The sequence below is a fragment of the Corynebacterium segmentosum genome (genome assembly GCF_900637825.1).
In the GTDB taxonomy this organism is placed as follows: domain Bacteria; phylum Actinomycetota; class Actinomycetes; order Mycobacteriales; family Mycobacteriaceae; genus Corynebacterium; species Corynebacterium accolens.
The window spans coordinates 2,125,457-2,150,799 of record NZ_LR134408.1; the positions used below are offsets into that span (position 1 = coordinate 2,125,457).

20 protein-coding genes and 1 pseudogene are annotated in these 25,343 nt (G+C 61.5%); 8 read left to right on the top strand and 13 right to left on the bottom strand.

Annotation, left to right across the window (positions count from 1 at the left end; genetic code table 11):
• Positions 1–42: 42 nt before the first annotated feature.
• The 6 genes from EL217_RS10085 to EL217_RS10110 form a co-directional block, all read right to left on the bottom strand.
• Entirely contained in the window at positions 43–816 is a 774-nt protein-coding gene (locus EL217_RS10085; RefSeq protein ID WP_232018413.1) for a TrmH family RNA methyltransferase, read from the bottom strand.
• Between the two features lie 4 nt (positions 817–820).
• Complete coding sequence (pyrE, locus tag EL217_RS10090; protein ID WP_126319880.1) at positions 821–1,375, bottom strand: orotate phosphoribosyltransferase; 555 nt, start codon at positions 1,373–1,375, stop codon at positions 821–823.
• A gap of 77 nt (positions 1,376–1,452) precedes the next feature.
• Positions 1,453–3,534 carry a hypothetical protein gene (locus EL217_RS10095; protein WP_126319882.1) on the bottom strand — a complete coding sequence of 694 codons (2,082 nt, stop codon included), beginning with the start codon at positions 3,532–3,534 and terminating at the stop codon, positions 1,453–1,455.
• A gap of 70 nt (positions 3,535–3,604) precedes the next feature.
• Positions 3,605–4,462, bottom strand: coding sequence for a sulfurtransferase (locus EL217_RS10100; protein ID WP_126319884.1), 858 nt, complete (start codon positions 4,460–4,462; stop codon positions 3,605–3,607).
• 45 nt (positions 4,463–4,507) lie between these two features.
• The gene (gene clpB, locus EL217_RS10105; RefSeq protein WP_126319886.1) at positions 4,508–7,063 is read right to left on the bottom strand and encodes an ATP-dependent chaperone ClpB; all 2,556 of its coding nucleotides are present in this window, start codon (positions 7,061–7,063) and stop codon (positions 4,508–4,510) included.
• Between the two features lie 403 nt (positions 7,064–7,466).
• Positions 7,467–8,843, bottom strand: coding sequence for a sodium/glutamate symporter (locus tag EL217_RS10110; protein ID WP_035108524.1), 1,377 nt, complete (start codon positions 8,841–8,843; stop codon positions 7,467–7,469).
• A gap of 131 nt (positions 8,844–8,974) precedes the next feature.
• On the opposite strand from EL217_RS10110, the pseudogene EL217_RS11490 reads away from it, so the two are divergent.
• Both EL217_RS11490 and EL217_RS10120 read left to right on the top strand, forming a co-directional pair.
• Positions 8,975–10,317, top strand: a pseudogene (locus EL217_RS11490) (NAD(P)-binding domain-containing protein).
• 57 nt (positions 10,318–10,374) lie between these two features.
• Complete coding sequence (locus EL217_RS10120; protein WP_126319888.1) at positions 10,375–11,619, top strand: 2-polyprenylphenol hydroxylase; 1,245 nt, start codon at positions 10,375–10,377, stop codon at positions 11,617–11,619.
• Here the strand turns inward: EL217_RS10120 and EL217_RS10125 are convergent.
• On the bottom strand, positions 11,616–12,431 hold the full coding sequence (locus EL217_RS10125; RefSeq protein ID WP_126319890.1) for a carbon-nitrogen hydrolase family protein: 816 nt from the start codon (positions 12,429–12,431) through the stop codon (positions 11,616–11,618). The two genes, EL217_RS10120 and EL217_RS10125, sit on opposite strands and share 4 nt — an antisense overlap.
• A gap of 91 nt (positions 12,432–12,522) precedes the next feature.
• Here EL217_RS10125 and EL217_RS10130 point away from each other — a divergent pair, with 91 nt between their 5' ends.
• Both EL217_RS10130 and EL217_RS10135 read left to right on the top strand, forming a co-directional pair.
• Complete coding sequence (locus EL217_RS10130; protein ID WP_232018295.1) at positions 12,523–12,786, top strand: hypothetical protein; 264 nt, start codon at positions 12,523–12,525, stop codon at positions 12,784–12,786.
• Positions 12,783–13,961 (top strand): alpha/beta hydrolase, encoded by a 1,179-nt coding sequence (locus EL217_RS10135; RefSeq protein ID WP_126319894.1) that lies wholly within the window; start codon positions 12,783–12,785, stop codon positions 13,959–13,961. The genes EL217_RS10130 and EL217_RS10135 overlap by 4 nt, the downstream gene beginning before the upstream one ends.
• Before the next feature lie 28 nt (positions 13,962–13,989).
• Here the strand turns inward: EL217_RS10135 and EL217_RS10140 are convergent, their stop codons facing one another.
• The 5 genes from EL217_RS10140 to dnaK form a co-directional block, all read right to left on the bottom strand.
• Positions 13,990–15,510 (bottom strand): aldehyde dehydrogenase family protein, encoded by a 1,521-nt coding sequence (locus EL217_RS10140; protein WP_126319896.1) that lies wholly within the window; start codon positions 15,508–15,510, stop codon positions 13,990–13,992.
• Between the two features lie 452 nt (positions 15,511–15,962).
• Entirely contained in the window at positions 15,963–16,499 is a 537-nt protein-coding gene (locus tag EL217_RS10145) for a heat shock protein transcriptional repressor HspR (protein WP_126319897.1), read from the bottom strand.
• Positions 16,500–16,519: 20 nt separating this feature from the next.
• On the bottom strand, positions 16,520–17,725 hold the full coding sequence (dnaJ, locus tag EL217_RS10150) for a molecular chaperone DnaJ (RefSeq protein ID WP_005279391.1): 1,206 nt from the start codon (positions 17,723–17,725) through the stop codon (positions 16,520–16,522).
• 98 nt (positions 17,726–17,823) lie between these two features.
• Positions 17,824–18,546, bottom strand: a complete 723-nt coding sequence (gene grpE / locus EL217_RS10155) for a nucleotide exchange factor GrpE (RefSeq protein ID WP_005279390.1) — start codon at positions 18,544–18,546, stop codon at positions 17,824–17,826.
• Positions 18,546–20,408, bottom strand: coding sequence for a molecular chaperone DnaK (gene dnaK, locus EL217_RS10160; protein WP_126319898.1), 1,863 nt, complete (start codon positions 20,406–20,408; stop codon positions 18,546–18,548). Before dnaK ends, grpE begins: the two co-directional genes overlap by 1 nt.
• Before the next feature lie 484 nt (positions 20,409–20,892).
• Here dnaK and EL217_RS10165 point away from each other — a divergent pair, with 484 nt between their 5' ends.
• The 4 genes from EL217_RS10165 to EL217_RS10175 all read left to right on the top strand — a co-directional run bounded on the left by EL217_RS10165 (position 20,893) and on the right by EL217_RS10175 (position 23,445).
• Complete coding sequence (locus EL217_RS10165) at positions 20,893–21,114, top strand: hypothetical protein (protein WP_126319899.1); 222 nt, start codon at positions 20,893–20,895, stop codon at positions 21,112–21,114.
• A 240-nt stretch (positions 21,115–21,354) separates the two neighbouring features.
• A complete protein-coding gene (locus EL217_RS10170) occupies positions 21,355–22,533 on the top strand; it encodes a sensor histidine kinase (RefSeq protein ID WP_232018298.1) in 1,179 nt (392 codons plus the stop codon).
• Between the two features lie 91 nt (positions 22,534–22,624).
• Positions 22,625–22,780, top strand: a complete 156-nt coding sequence (locus tag EL217_RS11255) for a hypothetical protein (protein ID WP_005285046.1) — start codon at positions 22,625–22,627, stop codon at positions 22,778–22,780.
• Positions 22,765–23,445: a response regulator transcription factor gene (locus tag EL217_RS10175; RefSeq protein WP_005285049.1), complete on the top strand. Its 681-nt coding sequence runs from the start codon at positions 22,765–22,767 to the stop codon at positions 23,443–23,445. The genes EL217_RS11255 and EL217_RS10175 overlap by 16 nt, the downstream gene beginning before the upstream one ends.
• A gap of 138 nt (positions 23,446–23,583) precedes the next feature.
• Here EL217_RS10175 and EL217_RS10180 read toward each other — a convergent pair whose 3' ends face one another.
• On the bottom strand, positions 23,584–25,248 hold the full coding sequence (locus EL217_RS10180; protein WP_232018300.1) for an LPXTG cell wall anchor domain-containing protein: 1,665 nt from the start codon (positions 25,246–25,248) through the stop codon (positions 23,584–23,586).
• Positions 25,249–25,343 lie beyond the last annotated feature (95 nt).

Below are 25,343 nucleotides of genomic sequence, written 5' to 3' on the forward strand. Positions count from 1 at the left end.
CACTCCAGTAGCAAGGTTTATTACAGTTAGTGTAACGATCTCTTACCAGGAATTGTTCAGATCGGCGTGCTGCCGGATCCAGGCATGCATGGCGATGCCCGCGGCCACGCCAGCGTTGATGGACCGCGTGGAGCCAAATTGCGCGATGGAGCAGGTCATCAGGGCGGCGTCTTGCGCAGCGGCGCTTACTCCGGGGCCTTCTTGTCCGAATAGCAGCAGGGCGCGTTCCGGTAGCTCGGCCGTTTCGAGGGGCACGCAACCGGGGGTGTTATCAATGGCCACGACCGTGAGGTCTTCCTCAGACGCCCAGGCAATAAGTTTATCGACGCTCTCATGATGCCGCAGATGCTGATACCTATCCGTCACCATGGCGCCGCGGCGGTTCCACCGGCGCCGCCCCACAATGTGGACGGTATCGACGGCAAAGGCGTTGGCGGTGCGCACGACGGTGCCGATATTGGCGTCATTTTCAAAGTTCTCAATGGCGATATGCAGGCTGTGCCGCCGCTTATCGATGTCCCCCTTAATCGCCTCCCTCCGCCAATACCGATACGCGTCGACGACATTGCGACGGTCGCCCTCACGCAGCAGCTCCGGATCGTATTTGTCCGCCTCCGGCCCTTCCGGCCAGGGCCCTTCCCAGGGCCCCACGCCGTGCCGGCCCTCATTCCATTCGGTCGGACCCTTCGCCTCCTCGGGCTGCTCTCGCTGTTCTCGCTGCTCCTGCTGCTCCTGCTGCTCTGGTTGAGCAGTACTCTCGCCGCGCACACCCTGCCCAGTCTGCGCGTCGTGCCCAGTCTGTGCGTCCTGCTCCATCTCGTTACGCGAGTCCAAGGTCACCCAAGCCAAGCAGGGAACGGTACTCAAGGCCCTCGGCCGAGATGACATCCTCGGCGCCGGTAGCGCGGTCAACGACGGTAGCCACGCCTACTACTTCTGCCCCGGCCTCGCGCAATGCGGCGACTGCCGTGAGCGGCGAGTTGCCGGTCGTGGTGGTGTCCTCGACGACCAGCACCTTCTTTCCAGCCACATCCGCGCCCTCGATACGGCGCTGCATGCCGTGCTTTTTGGCTTCCTTGCGCACGACGAAGGCGTCGATATCGCGGCCATCGGCATGCATGATGGAGGTGGCAACCGGATCCGCGCCGAGGGTGAGCCCTCCCACGGCCGCAAAATCCCAATCAGCGGTGAGCTCGCGGAGCAAGGAACCGATGAGGCGGGAGGCTTCGTGGTGCAAGGTCGCGCGGCGCAAATCAACGTAGTAATCGGCCTCTTTGCCCGAGGACAAAGTCACCTTGCCGTGCACAACGGCAAGCTCCTTGACCAGTTCCGCGAGACGCTTCTTCTTGTCTTCTTGCAGGTGCACTTCAGTCATCGCATTGCTCCTTCTTTAGAGTTTTCTTCGGCATATGAGGAAAGTCCTGGCTATGTGGGCCAACGCAACATTCTAGGCTACTCCCCCTGCCGCGGCCCCGACTCGTCCTGGCAGTCTTTATCGCGTGCAGCGGCTGGGCCACTGGCGTTTCTGGAACTACCTCGAGAAGAATCTCTGGATGGGCCCGTGGACGAGCCTTCGGCTGAACCTTCGGCCGCGTCTTTGGCCGCGTTCTTGGCCGCGTCTTTGGTCATATCTTTCGCCGCGTCTTTGCCCGGGCCTGGGGAGGCATCGCCGAGGCCGCCGCTGAAAGAGCCGCCAAAAGCGCTGCCAAAAGTGTCACCGAAGATGGAAGCCTCCCCGAATTGCCGGCGCGGCAGGCGGGCGGCGCCTGAATCGGGGGTGGGGCGCTCATTGCCATCGGCAATGGCATCGACCTCGTCCGCCCCGATCGCCGTGTGCTCAACCGGGCCGCGGGTCTCGGAGTACGTGCGCGACGGCATATCCAATGGTTCCTCCGGCCTTTGGATGACCGGCCGGGAAAACTCCGGCTGTCCCACCGACGTTGTGCCTCCCACTGCTTCAACCACAGGCGCGGCGGGGATTTCCCTGGCTGGGTCTAGGTCCTCGAGGTGAATGGTGTGCACGGAGGAGGAGCGGGGTGGGAGGACGCGGGCGGCATCGGCAAGCAAAGCTAGCGGCGGGAGCATTGCTTCCCAATCCGCGGTACGCGAATGCTTGGTGGTTTGTGCCAAAACCCACTCGGTCTCCAGCCACAGCGCCGACACCACCTGCGGCATGCGCTGCAGCGCGATGCGCACGCGCTCGTCCACCATCCGCTCCGTCACGCCGCGATCGGAGGAATATACCTCAAACCCCTCGATGTTCATGGCCAAAAGCAGGTCCTCCGACATCTCGGGCTCTTGGCTGTCGAAGCGCTGGAAATCAATGACCACATCCGATGCCGCCCCCGTCCTCATCGCCATCACATTGACGCCGTCGATATCCATCAGCAGCATTTCGTGGCCGTACACGTTGCCGGCGACGATGTCTTTCGGCGCGGCGCCAGAGGAGGCGACTCCCCTCGTCCATTCATCGACAAGGTACTGGTCCGACTTCATGTACTCAAAGCCCCGGGTTTCCGCCCAATTCTTGCGCTCCCGGCGAATGGTGCCAGGGATAAGCGGCCGCGGCCTTCCCACAGGTTTAGGCTTCGCGTGAGCTTCCGGTTGCTCTTCAGTTCCCTTCTGGCCCGCCTCGTCGGAGGAGGCATCCGCATCCGATTCCGTATCTTCAGCTGAGCCCGCAGCAGGATGAATGCCAGAGCCTGCGCCAGAAGCTGGGGCAAAATCCGGATCAGTTTCCGACACCTTTTCAGTGTTGCCTGCGGTGTGAGCACTGTCGACGCTCTCGTTAGTGCCGTCAGTGTCGTTGCTGTCGTTGCTGTCGATACTGCCGTTGCTGCTGGCCCTGCCGGCACCGTCTGCACCGGATGCAGGGCCTGCGGTTGTGGCGTCGGTTGTGTTGCCCTTTACGACATCATTTTCCGAAAGAGCTTCGGACTCGCTGGCACGGCGGGTGTCGCTGGCGCTGCGGTGCGCATCGTCTGCAGTGCGATGGTGACGCCCTGAAGAGGTAGCGGAGGAAGAATCGGATTCAATATCGGGGGACGGCGAGTACTTTGCCGCGAAACTGGAGGAGGATTCAGCACCGGCTTCATCTTCAGGTTCTGCGACCGCATCGGTGTCTGGGGCGCCTTCGGTGTCCGCAGTGCCTTCGGTGTCTGGGGTGCCTTCGGCATCCTGGTCACTGCCGTCAGCATGGTCAGTGTCGTCCGTGTTGGTAGCTGCGCGGAAGGGCGCGCCCTGGTCTTCCCGAGTGCCCAATTCTGCCCAGGTGTCCTGGTCTCCTTGGGCGTCCCGGTCTTTCCCGTTGTGTTGGGGCTTCTCGCCTTGAGATTGTTCCGCCGCCGAATTATCGGAATCGTCTGCAGCGGTGTCCTGCCGCTGTGTATCCGTGTCGTGGTGGAAATCGGTGTCCTGCTGGGATGCGGTGTCTCGCTGGGCATCGGTGGCGCGCTGCGTGCGGTCGTAGTACAGCAAAAAGCCACCGGCGATGCCGAGTACGAGCGCGAAAATCAGGAATAAAGAAGCCATCATCTCCCGATAATAATAGGTACCGGCACCCCACGGTGCCGGTACCAGTCGGAGTCGGAGCGATTAATTGGGATTAATCGTTAACCGAAGTCCTATCCCCGCGTTCCACCGGGTTGGTCGGGTCTGCAGACCACTGCGACCAGCCGCCGATGTAGTGGCGCAGGCCGGTGAATCCGGCGTCTTCCATCGCCGCGAGGGCCAGCGCGGAGTGGTTGCCCGAACCGGAGTAGATGATTGCGTCCTTGGTGTTTTCCTGGGTCAGCCCAGCCGCGGCCAGCACCTCACGGATTTCATCCGGAGACTTCAACGTGCGCACCCCATCGTTGTGGAAGAGGCGCTCGGGAATATTGACCGCACCGGGGATGTGGCCTGCCTTCAAATCTAGGTTTTCGCGGCGACCGGCAAAGCGGTTGCTGGAGCGCGTATCGATAAGCACGCCATCATGCTTGCGGACGTCATCAATCGTGGCGGTAGGTAGCTGGCCGGGAGTGACCTCGAACGTCGAGCCGACCGCAATATTGCCCGGGCCGGTCAAGGTTTGGTAACCGTGCTCGAGCCAATTTTCCAGGCCACCATCGAGGATGCGCACATCCGTCAGGCCTGCCCAGCGCAGCGTCCACCACGCGCGGCCGGCGAACAGCCCGCGGCCCTCGTCATAGACCACCACGGGGCGGTCTTCCTGCAGGCCCCAAGAACGGATCCAGGCTTGCAGCTTGTCTTCATCGGGAAGCGGGTTGCGGCCATTGCGCGAGCCGGGAAGGCCGACGAAGGCCGCGCCGGTATCGCCGAAAAGCGCGGTGGGGATGTGCTGGGATGCAAAGTCGATGAAGCTTTGGCCCGTCTTGGGCTGCCAGTGGGTGCCGAGGAGGGTGAAACGATCGCCGTGGTAGATGGATTCTTTGAGTTCCTGCGGGGAAACTAAAATGCTCATGCCTTCCAGTCTAAAGGCATGAGCATTATTTTTCGCCCCGATATTTTAGCGAGCGGAGATGTCTAGCTCCGCGCCGCCATCGGCGACGTCGACGTGGACGGTATCGCCATCGGCAATTTCGCCAGCCAATAGCTTCTTCGCCAGCTTGTCACCGATAGCTTGCTGAATGGTCCGGCGCAGCGGGCGGGCACCGTAGGCGGGGTCATAGCCGCGGTCGGCCAACCAGGACTTGGCGGAATCGGATACCTGCAGCGTCAGGCGGCGGGCCTCCAGGCGCTCGGTAAGACCGCGCAGCTGGATGTCCACGATGCCGCGCAGCAGCTCCTCCGACAACGGCTCGAACATCACCACATCATCGAGGCGGTTGATGAACTCCGGCTTGAAGGCACGCTTCACGGCCTCCATGGTCTCGTCCTTCGTACCGCCGGCGCCCAGGTTGGACGTTAGGATGATGACGGTATTGCGGAAGTCAACGGTGCGCCCCTGGCCATCGGTAAGCCGCCCCTCATCCAGGACCTGGAGGAGGACGTCGAAGACGTCGGGGTGGGCCTTTTCCACTTCGTCGAAAAGCACGAGCGTATAAGGCCGACGCCGCACGGCCTCGGTGAGCTGGCCGCCGGCCTCGTGGCCGACGTATCCCGGAGGGGCACCGACGAGCCGGGAGACGGAGTGCTTCTCGCCGTATTCGGACATATCGATGCGCACCATGGCGGATTCATCGTCGAAGAGGAAGTCCGCCAGCGCCTTGGCCAGCTCCGTCTTACCCACGCCGGTGGGGCCGAGGAAGAGGAAGGAACCGGTCGGGCGGTTGGGGTCAGCCACGCCCGCGCGGGAGCGACGCACGGCATCGGAGACGGCAGTCACGGCCTCGCGCTGGCCGACGACCCGCTCGCCCAATACCGATTCCATATTCAACAGCTTCTCGGTCTCACCCTGCAGCATCTTGCCGGCGGGAATGCCGGTCCACGCGGAAACGACCTCCGCGATAGTGTCCGGGCTAACCTCCTCATCCAGCATGGTATTGCGCTGGGCGGCAGCCTTTTCCTCGGCTGCTGCCAGGTCCTTTTCCAGCGGCGGTATCTTGCCGTAGTTGATCTCGGAGGCTAGGGCGAGGTCGCCGTCGCGCTCGGCAATTTCTGCTTGGCGGCGAAGATCGTCGAGCTCCTCCTTAATATCCTGCACGTCATCGATGGCCTTCTTCTCGTTGGCCCAGCGCGCCTTGAGCTCGCCGAGTTTTTCGCGCTGGTCCGCGAGCTCGCCCTGCAGGGCGGCCAGGCGGTCCTTGGAGGCGGCGTCGGATTCCTTCTTCAGCGCGAGCTCCTCGATCTCCATGCGGCGAACGATGCGCTCGAGCTCATCGATTTCCTGCGGCGAGGAGTCGATTTCCATGCGCAGACGGGAGCCAGCCTCATCGACTAGGTCGATGGCCTTGTCCGGCAGGAAGCGGTTGGTGATGTAGCGGTTCGATAGCTCCGCTGCAGACACCAAGGCGGAGTCCATGATGCGCACGCCGTGGTGCACCTCGTAGCGCTCCTTGAGCCCGCGCAGGATACCGATGGTGTCTTCCACGGACGGCTCTGCGGCGTAGACCTGCTGGAAACGGCGCTCGAGGGCGGCGTCCTTTTCGATGTACTTGCGGTACTCATCCAACGTGGTTGCACCGACGAGGCGCAACTCACCGCGGGCCAGCATGGGCTTAATCATGTTGCCAGCATCCATGGAGCCTTCGCCGGTAGCGCCGGCGCCGACGATGGTGTGCAACTCATCGATGAAGGTGATGATTTCGCCCTCAGATTGCTTGATTTCATCCAGCACAGCCTTAAGGCGCTCTTCGAACTCGCCGCGGAACTTGGCGCCGGCGACCATGGAGCCGAGGTCCAGGCTGATGAGCGTCTTGCCCTTCAGGGACTCGGGGACGTCGCCAGCCACGATGCGCCGGGCCAGGCCCTCGACGATCGCAGTCTTGCCGACGCCCGGTTCACCAATCAACACCGGATTATTCTTCGTCCGGCGCGAGAGCACCTGGACGACGCGCCGGATTTCCTGATCGCGCCCGATGACCGGGTCGATCTTGCCCTCGCGCGCCCGCGCGGTGAGGTCGGTGGCATACTTTTCCAGGGCCTGGAATTGGTCCTCCGGGTTCTCCGAGGTCACCTTGGCGGCCCCGCGCACGGAGGGGAAGGCGCCCTTGATGGCGTCGTAGGTTGCGCCGCGGCCGGTCAGCAACTCGGCGGCGTCGGTCTTCGAACCGGCGATAGCGGCGAGGAGGACTTCGGTGGACACGAACTCATCGCCAAGCTCGCCCGCCAATTCCTGCGACTTGGTCAGTACGTTTAAGCCATCCCGGTTGAATTGCGGGTTGGACATATTGGAGCCCTCGGCGCTGGGATAAGAGTTAACCAGCTCGCGCGCTTCCTTCAGCACGGTATCCGGGTCAACGCCGGTGGCCTTGAGTACCGGCGCGGCGATGCCGCCTTCCTGCCCAAGGATAGCCGCCAGCAGGTGCGCCGGGCGGATATCCGGGTTGCCATTCGCAGACGCAGTCTGCAGGGCTTCCTGCAGCGCCTCTTGTGTTTTAGTGGTGGGGTTAAAAGAACTCATGTGTACGTTTCTCCTTCTAAGATTTATTCGTCCATTTTAAGGATTCACTTGGTATAACGCACATAAAGTTGAGCCTATTCCACTCAACCCAAATTTTTTGAGTCCACCCGGCTCAACTTCCCACGCTATGCTCCCCAGCGTTGCCGTCATGCAGCAAAAGTTCTACCCAAGTCCTGCCGGCATAGGAGTGAGCACGCCGCACTGCCGAAGCTGGGTTCAAACCGGGTTCCAGCGAGGCAGAGAGGTTCCGGCCGACAACCTCCATGAGGCGGGAAGTTTGCAGCCGACGGCCTGAGCGTGACGGAGCCCCAGCAGGGCGCGGCACGACAAAGCCGGGCCACCACACCAAAAATGTGGGAGCCCGGCTTGCGCAGAGTAGCTGCGCAGGGTGGATTTGTGAAGGCTAGGTTTCTTGTTTCTGGCCCACGTGGCCGATGCCCTCTTTGAAAATCGTGCCGCGCGGCGGAAGCAGACCCATGAATTTGAATGTCAGGTACACACCGATGGAAATGGCCAGCGAGACGGCACCGAACGCGCCGGTAAATCCGTACATCACAGCCATCGGCGCGATAATGGTCCACGAAATCTCGAACGGGCCGAAGCCGATATAGGCCATGCCGTATTCAGATAGCGTGCCGGATTTCAGCTTCGGGTCGACGATCTTGAGCACGGCGATGCCGGTAGCAACGGTGGCCGTCGCCCAGCCCCAGCCGAAGATACCGCGCTCGATCCAACGCTCGCCAAAGAACTCGGCGGGGAACCACATCAGGAAGAAGCTACAGAAGATGGTGCCCAAAATAAACAGCACCAGCAGCGCCTGCCAGTAGGAAGCGATAGCAGCAGGAACGATGGCGGCCACACCGAAGGCAATGAGGTAGTCGGTAGCAGCACCGGAGATGGAGGATACGGAATCCTTATCCAGATAATCCTCGGCGCCGACGAAGTTCATGATGGCGCGGAAGATGAGGCCGATAACCATGGACATCGCAAAGAGCGGAATGGAAACATTTTCCCAAATGCTGGAAATGCCCTTATTGACGCCGTACGCCGTCATGACCGTGAGGATGATGAAGCCGAAGTGCAGCGCTAGCGGCTCGATGGAAGAAGGGTTGGTGGTGGCGCGACCAAGGGAGGGGCGATCAGCCAGGTTCTTGATGTAGCCGCGGCGAATCTCTTCCGGCAGCTCCTTGGGCACGTAGGACACCTTGCCCTTGCGGATGCCCCAGTTACCAGCAATAACGCCGCCGATAATCGCGGCCAGCGTGCCGACGGTCGCGGAAGTAAAGCCCAATGACGCTGCCGCCTCGGCGCCGACGCCCTCCAGCGCGCCACCCACAGCGGCGGCCGTGCCGAAGCCACCGGTAAAGCCAACCGGCAGCATCATGCCGAACCAGTTGGGGGTATCAAAGACTGGGGCGAAGAAGAGCAGGCCGAGCACGATGAACAGGCCCCACTGGCCGGTGAACATCATGGTGGAATAGCCCCACATATTGCGCGCGCCCTTACCCATGTTGCCGCCGACTTCCATGGAATAGGCCATCGAGGCAAAGACCACGGCGATGAGGATGGAGGTGTAATCGCCGAGGTTATCGGAGAAGTTGATCCAGCCCAGCACGTTGGGGCCGACGAGCAGGCCAATCAGGCCGGCGGTAATGGGGGCAGGCAGCAATAAGTCCTGGAAGATAAACTTCACTTGGTGGCGCAAAATATTGCCGATGACCATGAGTAAGGAAATCCAACCCACGTCCAGCATGAGGGTATAAGCGGAAAAATCTTCCATGGGAATCCTTTCTAGCTGTGCAGTTATGACAGGCCGCTCACTTGTAGAGAGCTCGCAGATAAAAAGTACATTACCTACCATCTAGTGAGCCACAACATACGGCGCATTTTCACCCCCGCTACAATGGCACGGTGGAGCACTACCTCAGCATCATCATCGGCGCGGGCCAGGCAGGCTTGGCGACGGCCCACCAGCTCACCTCCCGCGGGCTTATCCCCGCCCAAGACTTTTTGCTTATCGATGCCAACCCCGCCCCCGGCGGCGCCTGGCGTCACCGGTGGGATTCCCTGACGCTGGGCAAGGCCCACAACATCGCGGATCTGCCGGGCATGCCCGCCCCGCTTGCCGATGCCTCCTCCCCCGCCTCCCAAGTAGTCGCCTCCTACTACGGCGCTTACGAGGACAAGTTTCAGCTGCGGCCCTACCGCCCGGCGCGCGTCCGCAGCGTCCGCCCCCTGCCCGGCACGCACAGCGCGCGCAATCTCCACGGCGCGCTCGGCCCGCGCGATGAGCGCGCAACAGAGAACCCAGACGAGCCACGCGGTGCGCACGCCTCGCACGACGAGCCCGAGCCGCGCGGCGCGTTTCTCGTGACGTTGGAGTCCGGCGAGCAGTTTTCCGCGGACACCATCGTTAACGCCACCGGCACGTGGGATAGGCCGTATATTCCTTATATTCCGGGCATCGGTAGTTTCGGCGGGCGCCAACTGCACACTAAGGACTATTCGGCGGCGGAAGGTTTTGCAGGCCAGCACGTGTTGGTCGTTGGCGGTGGGTTATCCGCGGTGCAGTTTTTATTGGAGCTTGAGGGCATCGCGCAAACCACTTGGGCACGCGGCGGGCACCGGATTTTACGGATACGGAGTTCGATAAGCAGTGGGGTTTGGATGTGGAAAAGAAGGTCCGCGAGCGGGTCTTTAGCGGCAATCCACCGGCCTCGGTGGTCTCGACCACCGGGATTCCGCCCTGGCGGGAATACCTGGATGCAGTAGAGCGCGGCGTTTTGGTCTCGCGCGGCATGTTCGATGCCATCGATGCGACCGGCGTGCGGTTTGGCGAGGCTGCGACGAGCAGCAGGACTGCGGCGAGCGACGGGGCGGCCACGGGTGGCAGGACTGCGGCGAGCGATGAATCTACGGCGCACTGTGAGACGGTGGCGGACGGCGACGGTGCTGTGAGCGGTGGGTTTGTGGGGGCATCGGAAAGCGGGGCGGCATGGCAGCCGTACCCGGCGGGCACGCACCTGGCGGTGGACGTCATCTTTTGGAATACCGGTTTTCGTCCGGTACTCGACCATCTGGCGCCGTTGCGATTGCGCTCGCGCAAGGGCGGGATTGTCATGCGCAACGAGGTCTCGCCTGCCGCGAACCCGCGGGGTTTCCTCGCCGGATATGGATCGACTGCCTCGACGGTAGGAGCGACGCGGGCGGGGCGCTTGGCGGCACGCGAGGTCATCAAGGTGCTGGAACTGTAGCGCGGGGACGATAATGTGCACGCTAAAAGGCAGGCAAGCACACTAGGATGGGAAAACATGTGGGAATTGGGCGAGCACTTCCGGAAGTACGCAGACGACTACCGCGATGCGGTGCATGAGCAGTTTTTCCTCATGGTGCCGGAGGCGCGGCAGGTCTTTTCCCTTTCTATGCAGGACACCCACCGGTCCATGGTGCACGCATTGGCGTGGGTGATTGAACACGCGGAGCCCAGCAGCGCCGGCACGAAGGCGGGGTCCGGGACCGGGGTTGGGGCTGCGTTGCCTGAGGCCGTCCGGGAGAAAATCGCGCAGCTCGGCCGCGATCACCGCAGGCACGGCTTCCCGGCAGAGGTCTATGCGCGGTTCGAGGAGGCGCTCATCAAAGGCCTGCGGGTGTTGGCGCTCACGTGGTATCAGTACGACTTCGCCAGCGCCGTCATCCACGAGGTCTGCGCGGAGATGGCCACCGCGGCGCGCGAGGCGGACCTGGCCGGGGAGGCGCCGGCGTATTCGGGGCAGGTGGTTGCGGTGGAGCGGCCGACGCGCGAAACCGCGGTCATTCGCGTGGAGGCGGGGATGCCCGCCGACTTCGAGCCGGGGCAGTATTTCCCCGTCACCACCCAGTACCTTCCCGGCCAATGGCGCATGCTCACCCCAGCTCAGCCAAGCGATGCCACCGGCCAGCTGGTCTTCCACGTCGCCGCGGTGAGCGCGGCTTCGCGGTCGCTTGCGCATACCAAGCCGGGCGATTGGTGGACTTTGGGCCGGCCCACCGGGTCCATTTGGCAGGACCTGCGCGCGTTGCGCGGCGGCAGGCTGGTCATCGTGGCCTATGGCACGGGCTGGGCGGCGGCGCGGTGCTTGGCGCTGGCGGCCCGCCAGGCCGCGGATGCGGGCGAGGAGGGACTCGCGAAGAACCTGGACCTGCAGATTTTTGCCGTTGCGGATAGCCCCGGCGCGCACTATGACACGCATTTCCAGCAGAACCTTGCGGCCCTCTACCCCGATCTCAGCCTGCGCCGCATCATCCGGCAGGAAAACGACCCATGGTTGCTGGGGGCACGGCCGCTTGCCGATGCCGCCACCCTCACCCTCTCCCCCGACCCGACCGATGTAGTAGTCAACGAGGTTGAGTTATCCACAGGAACCCCCACCTACTTCGCCCTCTTCGGCAGCGCCGAGGAGGTAGCGGAAGGAAGGAGGGGGTTGGAGAAAAGGGGCATCGGCAAGCAGTGGATCTTGAGCCACAGCTGGGGCCGCGACAGGGAGTGGCTGCCAGAGGATTATGCGGCGCAGTCTTAGTCGTTGAGTTCTAGCACCGGCAGGGAGCGGCGCGTCTTCGCTACTTCGTGCGGGTCGATATCGGCGTAGAGGATCTCGTCTTCGTAGCCGGCTTCTGCCACGCGCACGCCGTTGGGATCGACGATGGTGGAGTGCCCGATGCCGGTCGGTCCCGAGGGAGTCCCGGCCTCCGCGTTGCCGCCCGGGCGGGATTGGCCCGCGGCGAGGATATAGCTGGTGGAATCCAGCGCCCGCGCCGCCGTGAGCAGGCGCCACTGCTCCAGCTTTCCGGGGCCATCCGCCCAGCTGGTGGGCACGACGATGAGCTGCGCTCCCTCGCGCGCAAGCTCCTTGAACTGCTCTGGGAAGCGGATGTCGTAGCAGACCACGACGCCGACGGTAAGGTCATCGACGTCAAAGGTCACCAAGGACTCCCCGGGCTGCACCGTATCGGATTCGCGGTAGTCAAAGGCATCGTAGGTGTGGATTTTCTCGTAGCCGCCCAGCACGCCAGGGCCTGCGACGAGCGCGGTATTGGATACGCGGTTGATGGTCTTATCCTCGCGCTCGACGGTATCGGCTGGGCAGAACATGCCAACGACGACGGTGACCTCCAATTCCTCCGCGGCTTCCTGAATCGCGGTGGCGAACGGGCCTTCGAGGTTCTGCGCCTGCTCGTCCAGGCGGCCCGAGCGGAAGTTCTGCGAGGTGGCCTCGGGCAGCACGATAAGGCGCGCGCCCGCCGCCGCGGCCTCGCGGATTTTATCCAGGGCGAGTTCTTGGTTTTCCTCGATGCTGCCGGTAGACGTCAATTGCACTGCTGCTACTTTCATAAATCCCAACTTAGTGCAGCGTCACCTAGTTATCCACAGGTTGGCGGTTTTGCCCTCGCGGCCACAGCCCGCAGCGGCCACGCTTAAGGCCATGACTTATGTAGATATTCCTGAACACCTTCCCGTACATGTACGCACGTTGAGGGCGCGGCCGGCGGCGGCGTTGCCGGGGGCGCACTTAAGCGTGGCCTCTCGGACGTCCGCTTCCCTCCAGCGCGCGGTGGCGCAATGGTCTGAGACGCAGCAGCTTAGCGATGCCACCGTTTCCCAGCACCTGCGCAGCCTCCACGACTTTCTGGATCGCGCCCGCGCGCTCGATTCCTCACTGGCTGCGAACTTGGGGAGGGCGCGATGAATTTATCGACTGCCCTGCGCCACAGCGCCGCGCAGCTCGCCGCGGATCGCTCTGGCCTGCACACTCACTATATGGACTCGCACCACGATTGGCGCTCGCTATCGCTGGGTGGCCCCGCGGGCGTGGCGGCGCGCTCCGGTTTGGCCGAGGCTACCGAGTGGCTGAGTAGCCCCCTTGAGCAGATGGAGCGGGTCATCGAGGTGCTCGACCGACACGCGGACTTGCAGGCCTGGCGCGAGGGGGTGGAGGCGCGGATCATTTCCATTTTGGGCAAGATCGACGAGCTTTCTGGCCCCGCCGCGCTGGCCGGGGCCGTGCAACTGCGGGAGGTGCGCGCGCTTGGCGATGCCCTCGATTGGCTCTGCTCCCAAGAAATCGACGCCCTCTGCACGCCGGCCGGGGCGGAACCGCCTAAGCGGCTGGAGGATTTTGCCGATCTCCCCCTCGATACCATCCACGAGATTAACCTCGCCCAAGCCAGCGACCGCGTGGCGCAGCTGGCCGCGGATAATCCCGATATGCGCATCGTGGAGACCAGCCCCGGCCGGCTGGTGGCGCTGGTGGATCCGGAGGGCTTTCGCACGGAGCCTGCGTCCGTGACCACGTTTGTCGAAGGCGTACACTCCTCCGACCCCACCACCTGGCAGCGCGCCGTGGACCGTGGCCGCAATATTGCTAAGGCGAGTGGTGGTCCTGCCGCCGTGTGGTTGGGTTACCAGGCGCCGTCGAGTTTGCCGCGCGCCGTGCACGCCGATCCCGCGCGGGCGGCGGGGCAGGAGCTGGTGCGGTTTCAGCGGGGCATCGGCAAGCGGTATCCAGGTGCGAAGCGAACGGTGGTGGGCTATTCCTATGGCTCCGTCGTGACCGGATATGCGGCACGCGAGGAGGATATCGCCTCCGATATCGTGTTCGTGGGCAGCCCCGGCACCAGCGCGCAGCACGCCCGCGAGCTGCACGGCACCGTGTGGGCGGCGACTAATGACAATGACCCCATCGCTATCGCGACGGGGCCACTGAGCGGAATCCACGGCCCGGATCCCACCACCCAGTCCTTTGGCGCCACTCCCCTCCCCGGCGCGGATGGCCTGCCCGGGGACCACGGGTCCTATTGGGAGGATCCGCAGTTCCTGCGCGGTTTGGGCACGGTGGCTGCCGGAGAATCCAGGCCGGATTAGCGCAGGCTGTGGGGCGCCGGTTGTGGGTTTAGAACAGGCCTGCGGGGACGTCGGAGTACGAGACCAGCATGTTCTTGGTTTCCTGGTAGTGGCCAAGCATCATCAAGTGGTTCTCGCGGCCCAAGCCGGATTCCTTGTAGCCGCCGAAGGCGCTGTGTGCCGGGTAGTCGTGGTAGTGGTTGACCCACACGCGGCCGGCCTGAATATCGCGCCCGGCGCGGTAGCAGATGTTTTGCTGGCGCGACCACACGCCGGCGCCGAGGCCGAAGTTGGTGGTATTCGCGATCTCGATGGCCTCTTCGTAGTCCTTGAAGGTCGCCACAGAGAGCACTGGCCCGAAGATTTCCTCCTGGAAGATGCGCATCTCATTGCTGCCCTTAAAGACCGTGGGCTCGATGTAGTAGCCGTTTTCGAGGCCCTCGACCTTGTTCACGTGGCCGCCGGTGAGCGTTTCCGCGCCTTCTTCTGGGCCGATCTTGAGGTATTCGGTGATCTTGTCCATCTGCTCCTGAGAGGCCTGGGCGCCCATCATGGTTTCGGTATCCAACGGGTGGCCAATCTTGATCTTCTTGACGCGCTCGATGGCGAGCTCCAAGAACTTATCAGCAATATCCTCATGGACCAGCGCGCGCGATGGGCAGGTGCAGACCTCGCCCTGGTTGAGGGCGAACATGACGAATCCCTCGACGCACTTTTCTAGGTAGGAGTCATCTTCATCCATGATGTCTTTGAAGAAGATGGACGGCGATTTGCCGCCGAGTTCCAGGGTGACCGGAATGACCTTGTCCGCGGCGGCCTTATTGATGAGCTTGCCCACTGGGGTGGATCCGGTGAACGCGATCTTGGCGATGCGGTCCGAACCCGACAATGCCGCACCAGCTTCCTCGCCCACACCGTTGACGATATTGAGCACGCCGTCTGGGAGGAGGTCGCCGATGATATCCATGAGCAAGAGGATGGATGCTGGCGTTTGCTCCGCGGGTTTGAGAACGATGCAGTTACCGGCGGCCAGGGCCGGTGCGATCTTCCAGGAAGCCATAAGCAGCGGGAAATTCCACGGAATGATTTGGCCGACCACGCCGAGCGGCTCGTGGAAGTGGTAGGCCACGGTGTCTTCGCTGATTTGGGACAGGCGGCCCTCCTGCGCGCGGATGGCGCCCGCGAAGTAGCGGAAGTGGTCAACGGCCAGTGGGATATCGGCGGCCAAGGTCTCGCGGACGGCCTTGCCGTTTTCCCAGGTTTCCGCGACGGCGATCTTTTCCAGGTTCTCTTCAATCCGGTCCGCGATGCGGTGCAGCAAGAGCGCGCGCTCTGCTGGCGTGGTCTTGCCAAAGGTGGCGAAGGCCTTTTCCGCGGCATCGATAGCCGCATTAACATCGGCTTCCTTGCCGCGGGCCACCTGACAAAATACTTCACCGGTCACGGGGCTGATGTTGTCCATGTACTCGCCATCGACTGGCGGTACCCACTTACCGCCAATGTAATTGTCATAGCGGTCGCGGTAGTTGACGATGGCCCCTTCGGTTCCGGGTGCTGCGTACAAAGTCATGATGGTGGTGTCCTCTCGTGCAGAAATCTCGACTGTGGCTCTTGCCAGGTGCGGTCCTTGCCGGTTATGGCCCGGACCACTGCAGGCGCTCTACCGTGGCGTATCTCACCTGCTTTCCGGCCATAGTAATGCACTTTTTCGCATCTCGCACAAAATAGGGGTGAGAAATTAACATTTCTTCACAGGCCAAAGTCCGGTTGTGCGGGCGCGACATTTCCAGGGTGAAGGCGTAGCGACTGCGAGAGGACGCGGGAACGGGTAGGCGCCGATGGGCACCGAGAGGGCTCCCGCGAATGCGCCGAGAGAGAGCACCGAGGGAGGAACCACGGAGGTGAAGGGCTTTTGGGCAGAGATAAACCCTCCATACCTGTGCGGGCGCTATGCCGTAAAAGGTATGGAGGGTTTTAGTTGAGGTTTCTCGTCCGCAGGACGAATTGGGCGGTTTAGCCGGTTTAGCCGCCGTTGTTTCGGCGATTGCGTTTGCGATCGCGCGCGGTGCGCGGGCTCCACATCACCACGGAGGTAGACCGCGGGACGTGGACGAGCTCACCGCTGCGCTGGGAACACACTGGGGCCTGCGAGCCTTGTGGGCCTTGCGGGCCTTGTGCGCCGCGGGTGTGCTGCCCCTGGGCTTGGGGGTGTTGTGCCCCCGAACGCTGCCCGGCGGCGAGTTGGTCGCGGAGGGCACGGACTTCATCGGCAAGCGCATCGCGTTCAGCCTCGAGCTGGTCGCGTTCCTCGGTTAGCTCGATGATGGATTTGATGCCGGCGAGATTGACGCCATCGTCTTGCGAGAGCGCCTGAATCTTGCGGAGCAGTTCAATATCGCGATCCGAATAACGGCGGCCGCCGCCCCGGGTGCGGGCCGGGGAGACCAAACCCATGCGGTCATAGGTGCGCAGGGTTTGGGCGTGCATCCCGGAAAGCTCGGCGGCCACGGAAATGACGTAGACCGCAGTAGCGGAGCCTTCTGCCTTTCCAGTACTCATTGTGCAATGCACCTCCTGCCTTAATTGCTCTCCGCGCCGGCCCAGCCTGCGCGGGGATTAAAGCCAGAGTCCTTTTCGGCTTGTGCATAGGTACGCAGGGCGCTGGAGGCCGCAGCATCGAGCTTGGAAGGCACGGTGACCTGCACGCTCACCAAGAGGTCGCCGGCCTTACCGGCGCGCTTGGCAATGCCGCGCCCACGCACGCGCAAGGTGCGACCATCCGGGGTACCGGCGGGGATCTTCACACGGACCGGGCTGTCCAAGGTGGGAACCGTGATGGTGTCACCTAGGGCGAGCTCGGCAAACGAGACGGGGACGGTGATGTGGATATCGTCGCCGTCGCGGGTAAAGACCTTGTCGGGCTTAACGGTGACCGCAACGAAGAGGTCACCGGCCGGGGTGCCATTCGGGCCAGCCTCGCCTTGGCCGGCGATGCGGACCTTTTGGCCGTCGATGACGCCGGCGGGGATGCGGACCGTGATATTCCGGGTACGGTGCACCGTTCCGGTGCCGTTGCAATCCGAACATGGATCTGGGATGCGGCGGCCCGTGCCATCGCAATCCTTGCACGGGGCGGAAAAGCCGAAGGCACCGCGGTTTTCCGAGGTGTACCCGGAGCCATTGCAGGTCCCGCACGTTGAGGTCTTGCCGGAGGAAGAACCCGAGCCGTGGCACGTGGTGCACGGCGCATTACCGCTTAAGGCCAGCGGGATGGTGGTCCCCTTGGCGGCCTCGCGGAAATCGAGGGTTATTTCCGTTTCGACGTCGGCCCCCCGCGACGGTTTAGCTGAGTGGCCAGCACTACCGCTGCGGTTGAAAACGCTACCGAAGATATCCCCAAAACCGCCGCCTTGAGACGATCCTCCAGTGGCTCCTCCGAAGAGGTCCGAGAGGTCGAAGTCTTGCGCACCTTGTCCACCCATGTTCGTGGATCGAAACCCGCCGGGAAAGCCGGCGCCTCCGTTCCGTCCAAAGCCACCGCCATTACGCAGCATGGCCTTGAACTGGTCGTATTCTTTGCGCTCGGAGGCATCGGAAAGCACATCGTATGCTTCCGCAACCCGCTTGAACCGGTCCGCTGCCGCGGGGTCATCGGGGTGGGTATCGGGGTGGTTTTCGCGGGCAAGCTTGCGGTACGCGCGCTTGATCTCGCTTTGGTCTGCGGACGAGGAGACCCCCAGATCCGCATAATAATCTTTGTCTGCCCATTCGGGTTTAGCGCTCACTGGGCATCTCCTCCTTTCAAGAAGAATCGGTTGTAGTTAGTAAAAAGGGCGCCGGGGGAAGTTGAATCAGTCAGTTCCCAAGGCGCCCTTTTCCCGGATTAATCGGCTTGTTCGGTGCCTTCCGAACTGCCGGAGTCCTCACCGGGGTCCGCGATGATGACCAGCGCGTTGCGCACCAGCCTCTCACCTACGCGGTAGCCCTGGCGCAGCACGGTGCCAAGCACCTGCTCATCGCCGGAGGACAAATCCTGCACGGCCTCGTGCATCTCTGGGTCGAAGGGTTCGCCCTCTTCACCAAAGGCGGTGAGGTTGTGCTGCTCTAGGCCCTTGCGGAGCTTATCCGCAACCGCCTTGAGCGGGCCCTCCAAGTCACCGTGCTGCTTGGCCAAATCGAGGTCATCAAGAACCGGCAGCAAGTCACTAATGACCTTTGCCTTCGCGGTCTCGATAACGGATTGGCGGTCACGCTCGGTGCGGCGGCGGTAGTTGGTGTATTCCGCATTCAGACGCTGCAGGTCTTCCGTGCGTTCTGCCAACTGCGCCTCCACATCGTTGGTGGCAGCGCCGGTGGAGGTGGGCTCATCGCCCTCCGCCTCGGCTTCGACCTCATCGGCGTTGACATCAGCCAGCGCGTCTTCGAGGTCAGCATCAAGGGTGGGATCCAACTTGGCTTCTTCGGAGGCATCAGCCTGCGCGTCGTTGGCAGCCTGTGCTTCCTCGGCCTTTTCGGCGGCAGCCTCAGCGCGGTCAGCCGAGGTAGCCTCCGGATCCGTGTTTTCCGGGTCGCCTGGGTTTTGCGGCATTCCGCTGTCCTGAGTCATTACTTGTCGCCATCCTTGTTGTCGTCGGAGTTCTCGTCTTCGTCCACAACTTCAGCGTCGACCACGTTCGGGTCGCCCTGTGCAGCGCCAGCATCGGCAGCACCCTCAGCGCCACCCTCTGCAGCCTGTGCCTCGTAGATCTGCTTGCCCATCTCCTGAGATTCGGTGGACAGCTTCTCTACTGCGGACTTGATGGCATCGAGGTCATCGCCCTTGAGTGCCTCGTCGACGGCGTCAGCAGCCTCGGTGACCTTGGTCTTGGTGTCCTCAGAAACCTTGTCCTCGTTGTCCTCCAAGAACTTGCGGGTCTGGTAGGAGGTGGATTCTGCGTTATTGCGCAGCTCCTGCTCCTCGCGACGCTTCTTGTCCTCCTCAGCGTGCTGCTCGGCGTCCTTAACCATACGGTCGATCTCTTCCTGGGAAAGGCCGGAGCCTTCCTGGATCTTGATGGTGTTTTCCTTGCCGGTGCCCTTGTCCTTGGCGGTCACGTGAACGATGCCGTTGGCGTCGATATCGAAGGTGACCTCAATCTGGGGCACGCCGCGAGGTGCCGGTGCAATGCCGCCGAGCTCGAAGGAACCCAGCAGCTTGTTAGCGGTAGCCATCTCGCGCTCACCCTGGAAGACCTGGATCTGTACGGAAGGCTGGTTGTCTTCTGCGGTGGTGAAGGTCTCAGACTTCTTGGTCGGGATGGTGGTGTTGCGCTCGATGAGCTTGGTCATCACGCCGCCCTTGGTTTCAATGCCGAGGGAGAGCGGGGTGACATCGAGAAGCAGCACGTCCTTAACCTCGCCGCGCAGCACGCCTGCCTGGAGGGCAGCACCTACTGCAACGACCTCATCTGGGTTAACGCCCTTGTTCGGGTCCTTGCTGGTCAGCTCCTTGACCAGGTCAGAGACGGCCGGCATACGGGTGGAACCGCCGACCAGCACGACGTGGTCGATATCGCCGACGGAAAGGTCAGCATCCTTGATGACCTGGTTGAATGGAGCCTTGGTGCGGTCCAGCAGATCCTGGGTGATCTTCTGGAACTCGGTGCGGGTCAGGGTCTCGTCCAAGAACAGTGGGTTCTTATCAGAGTCAACGGTGATGTAAGGCAGGTTGATGTTGGCCTGCTGGGAGGAGGACAGCTCAATCTTGGCCTTCTCTGCAGCCTCGCGCAGACGCTGCACGGCGCGCTTGTCCTTGGTCAAGTCAACGCCCTGGGAGCTCTTGAAGCGGTCAACCAACCAGTCAACGATGCGCTGGTCCCAGTCATCGCCGCCCAAGGTGTTGTCACCTGCGGTGGCCATAACCTCAACGACGCCATCGCCGATTTCCAGCAGGGACACGTCGAAGGTGCCGCCGCCCAAGTCGAAAACCAGGATGGTCTGCTCTTGCTCGCCCTTTTCCAGGCCGTATGCAAGTGCTGCCGCGGTGGGCTCGTTGACAATGCGCAGGACGTTCAGGCCGGCAATCTGGCCGGCTTCCTTGGTGGCCTGGCGCTGTGCGTCCTCGAAGTATGCAGGGACGGTAATAACGGCGTCCGTAACATCCTCACCCAAGTAGGACTCTGCATCGCGCTTCAGCTTCATCAGCGTGCGAGCGGAAATCTCCTGGGAGGTGTAGTCCTTGTCATCAATGTTGACGGTCCAGTCAGTACCAATGTGGCGCTTGACGGAGCGGATGGTGCGGTCCACGTTGGTCACGGCCTGGTTCTTGGCGGACTGACCAACCAGGATTTCGCCGTTCTTAGCAAACGCTACAACGGAAGGCGTGGTGCGGGAGCCTTCGGAGTTAGCGATAACGGTGGACTCGCCACCTTCCAATACGGAAACGACGGAGTTCGTCGTACCAAGGTCAATACCTACTGCGCGTCCCATGATTCATTCTCCTTTTTATCGAGTGCAGTTAATAAAGTTGATTGTCAGTGACTCAACTCTTCGTTGCGTCCTTGCGCTACTCTAACAGAACTATAGCGCCCCTACACAAAACCTTGAGCCTGTGTCACTCAATCTTAACAACGGGCCACCCTGCAAAGTTATTCCCGCAGACTCAACTTTCTTGAAACTTTTTATATTTTCCCAGCTAGACAGGTTGTAAAGCTGGACCACCATCCCAGCCGCCCCAGATACACAACAAAGAAAAACTCTTCCCCCTTGAGCCCCACAGAGCCCAAAGTCACCCACACGGCGCCCCAAAAAGTGACCCAAAGGTGGCCAAAAGTTACCAAAGAATGGGGCACAAAGAGGATTGTCAGCCTTCACCCGCTCGCAGATACTGGACACCACGGCAGCCACTGGTTGCTATCCAGAGAATGATTGTTGTGTAGATTCACTTCCCCCACCGACATGAAAGGAAATGTCAATGCTCGATACCCTTGTACACCTCAGCTCCGCCGTTGACTTCGATACTGTCGTTAAGATCACCAAGGGCATTGTTGGGCTGATTTCTCAGTCCGATTCCAACTCCGAGGGCCTGTCCTCTGTAGTTGAGGGATTGTCCTCCCAGGGCAGCGTAGAGTCCACCACTGAGACCACCGCAGCAACCGAAGAGGCTGCCACCACCGCCACCGCCGCAAACGCTTAAAACCCCGAACGCTTAAAACGCTCGGTAGCGTTTCACACTCCTTCGTGAAGACCAGTTAAACCTCCCCCACCCTCGTTGCCGCGCGGCATGCGCTGCGCAATTAAGCTGCACGATTAAGCAGCCAGAAGGTGCAGGGAGGTTGAGCTGTTTTAGCACCCTATTTCTCAGATATGCGTTTGTATTTACACTAGACGCGCACGTCTATTTAGCCCGCCGCGTCTAGAAAGCATCCTTCTCGCCGTGACCCACGCCCCTCGCCCACCGCTGTATCACCGCCTCCGCTCGGCGATGACCCTCCAGCGCACCGCAGCATTGATCGCCACCCTGTGCGTAGCGCTTACCCTGCTCGCAGCGTTTCTCACCCCAACCGAGCATCAGCTTTCCGCGGCCATCATCGGGCTTATCCTCACGGTGATCACCGCCTCTGTGTACCGCTACCCCAAGACCATGACGGTGGCGTTCCTGGGCATCTGGGTCGCTGCCATCCTCACGGTGGGCATCCCCTATGCCAGTTGCGTCTTCCTCGCCCCGGTCTTCCTCGCCGTCTTCGCGTTTCACGGCACTAGGTGGCAGACCTTCTTCCTGCTCTTGGCATTTTGGGGTGTCGGCCTTATCGATCCTGGCACGCACCGGCTGGTTTTCCTCCCGGCGCCCGCGCTGGTCTGGGGCATGCTTTTAGCTGTCAGCGCCCTTATCGGCGGCACGCTGGCGCATTCCGCCAAGCGCTACAAGAAGGCGATGGTGGAATGGAACAACGATGTCAAGCGCCGCCAGACCGACTTGGCGGAGACCCTCCACAATTCCGTGGCCTCCAGCCTAACGGTCAATACCATGCAATTAGAGGCCTTGAGCTTGGAATATGCCCAAACACCGGAGCTTAGCCAGCGCCTTGCTGAGCTTAGCGATGCCATGCGCGCCTCCATGTCCGAGGTCCGCGCGCTCACCAAGGTGCTGCGCACCAATATCGAGGGCACCACTGAGGCCGCCAGCCTTGGTACGCTGGCCCCACCCACCAGCTTTGCCCAGCTGCTTAGCCGCGAAGAAGAACGGCTCTCCAAACTCAACAGACGCCCAGTAGTCAACATTAGCGGGCAAGATTTCTGCCCCGAATTTCCTCCCACGGTGCTCGAATCCATCGCCGCCATCACCACCGAGGCGTGCCTGAACGCCGTGAAGTACTCGCCTCCCGGCGCCGAGATTGTCATTTCGGCGCGGCCTCATAGGGGCTGGACGCAACTGAGGCTGAGCAATCCCATAGCCAAGCCCACGAACACGTCGGCAGAGACATCGTCAGGCATCGGGCTTTCATCCATGCAGCGCATCGCCGCGACTATCGATGCCAGGCTGGATACGAGGGGCATCGACAAGCGCTGGGAGCTCACCCTATCCCTGCCACCTTCGGCGCATAAGGCGCGTTAATTATGCCACGCCGCATAGCAGGGCCGCGCCCCCTTCAATTAAGCTATGCCTTGCTTATTTTGACGTAGATTTTATGACAAGGAGATTGGTCATGCAGACCGCGCTCGCTAGTATCCTCACGCCCTTAATGATGTCCACCTCCCTGTTCGGTGCGGACCTCACTCCTGGCGATCTCCCCCACAACACCAAGTACGAATCCTCCGTAGAGCTCGTCTTCGGCTGCCCGGCTCCATGGTGCTTCGAGTAAAGACAGCGCTGCTGCTTGTCGATGACGACCCCCTCGTCCTCGAGGCCCTAGGCCACTACTTTGCTACCGCCGAGGACATGGAGGTCCGCGCCACCGCGGAAAACGGCAAGGACGCCCTGGAGCAGCTGAAGGCCAACGACATCGATGCGGTTATCGCCGATATTCACATGCCAGAAATGGATGGCACAGTATTACTGCGCGAAATCAACAAGCTGGAGGATCCCCCAGTTTTCATCGCGATGACGGCGATGGATAACGATGACACCCTCAAAGAGGTCATGTCCCACAAGGCCGCAGCCTATATCCTCAAAAGCTCCAAGCCCGCCTATATCCAAGACACGGTGCGGGAGGCGGTGCGCGGTGGCACGGTCGTCGCCCCGCAATCCTTGACGCGCCTCTTCCAGCAGATGTCGGAGCTGCAGACCGACGATGACGACGCGGCCGCCGCGCCGGCCCACGCACCGGAAACGCCCACCATCTCCCCGGCACAAGAGCGCATCCTCGACCTGGTCTGCGAGGGCAAATCCAATGAGGAAATTGCCACCAGCACCCACTATGCCGCCGGCACCGTCAAGAAGTACGTCTCCAGCCTGCTCAGCGAATTCCACGCAAAATCTCGCCTCGAACTCGCCGTTAAAGCACTGAAAGCCGGTTACGGAAAATAGGGGCTTCCCTTAAGAACGCACCTGCACAGCACAATGCGCCCCCGCAACGTTTCGTACGCGTTGCGAGGGCGCTGCTTTGACCGCTTCTAAGTCAGATTCTGAAAAGTCGGCAGTGCTGGGTAACTGCCACTAGCTTTCTTAAGCGTTGCGGTTCCTACGCACCAGGAAGAGACCGCCTGCAATAGCCATGATTCCGGCAATAACCAGTCCAATGACAGACGCGCCGGTATTGGCAAGGCCAGTGGTTCGCTGCGAGTGGTCACCCTTGGCAGGGGCTGCAGCCGTCGTGCTGGTGGCGGCATGAGACTGCGAACCGTTCTGCGGCTGGGTGGTCTCCTGCTGCTTACTGGGCTCCTGCGGCTCGGTTCCCTTAGGCTCGCTCGACTTCGGCTTGTCCGGCGTCGTGCTCGGTTCCTCGTCCTTGTTCTTGCCCAGCGGCAGCAACGGCACAGGGAGCAATGGCTGCGGCAACGTCGGCGTCGTCGTGGTGGAAGACGGCGTAGGCTCAGGGCTTCCCGAAGGCTCGCAGTCCGGGTCCTCCGACTCAGGTTCCGTGGAAGGAACCGTGGTCTTGCCACTCTCGCTAGGCGTAGGCTCCGATGGCTTGGACGGCTCCGACGGATCCGATGGCTTAGGGGACTCAGACTCCGATGGCTTACACGTCGGCGTAGTCGTCTTGGTCGTCGTCACCTCCGTAGACGTAGTAGACGAAGGAGAAGAAGGCTCAGATCCTTCCGGTTCAGGCTCAGGATCGTCGGACTCTGGTTCCGTGGTCGTTACCGTAGTCTCACCATCTTCACTAGGCGTAGGCTCCGAAGGCTCTGACGGTTCCGTTGGTTCCGACGGTTCAGGAGAATCCGAAGTAGTCGTCACCTCCGTAGACGGAGTAGAAGAGGTAGAAGACGGCTCCGACTCCTTTTCCGTATCCGGCTTTGGTTCAGTTTCGCTTGGAGTAGGCGCCTCCGGGTTTTCATCGACGGTCAGGGCGGCTCTCGCAACATCTTGTTTAAATAGATGCGCATTTCGGCTTTCGACCTTGACACCGAAGTGGTCCTTGCTGGGATCGAATGAGCACTTAGTAGACCTCACCCGTTGCTTTACGTGGATGGTAGAGCCTTCAGGTATCCATACGTCGCCAGCGGACATCTTCTCATTAAACTTCCACTCATACCGGCTGAGCCAACGGTAGTTTGTCAGATCCGTTCCGTCGGAACCCGTATAAATGGTCGGCTTAGCCTGCGGGTTCAGGGTGCGCTTTGGATAAGCGTCACTTGGGAAAACCTTATCGGTGAGATTCTCCCCATTGCGGCCCCTCACCGTAAATTCTGGTTTACCGTTCAATTCGAAGTGGTCAGCAGTGGTCCCGAGCCACAAATCTGCCATCCAAGTTCCGTAGCGGCCCGGATTTTCAAAGGTAAGCGTACCTTCCGCATCCCGGTAGCAGGCAGCATTGTCCACCTCGCGGCCGTTTACCTCGTTCATTTCCCATTTCCCGTACGTCCAGTCCAGCGTCGGGCGGATATCGATTTCGGCCCCTACTGTCACACCGAGTTCTTCTCCGGCTTTGACAGTCTTGTTAACCGTGACAGGAATATCGACACTTAGAGAAGTGTCGGCGCCAAAGGGAGTAGTCGATTTAAACCCAGGGCGAAGCTCGCCGGTTGCAAATTCAAAAGCAATAGTGTTGTGCTCGTCCACCGTCGGAGCTTGGGTAAGTTCCCGCTTCTTACCGTCGCTCCACTTGAAGTCCAACTTATCTACCGATTTCACGGTCAGTTTCGGATCAACATTCAGTTCAAACAAAACTGCGGTGATATCAGACTCGCCATATTTCCATTTTCCCAACTTTGGATAAGGCGCCGTACCGTCAATTTCGATGTGAGCATTGACGGTTTCAC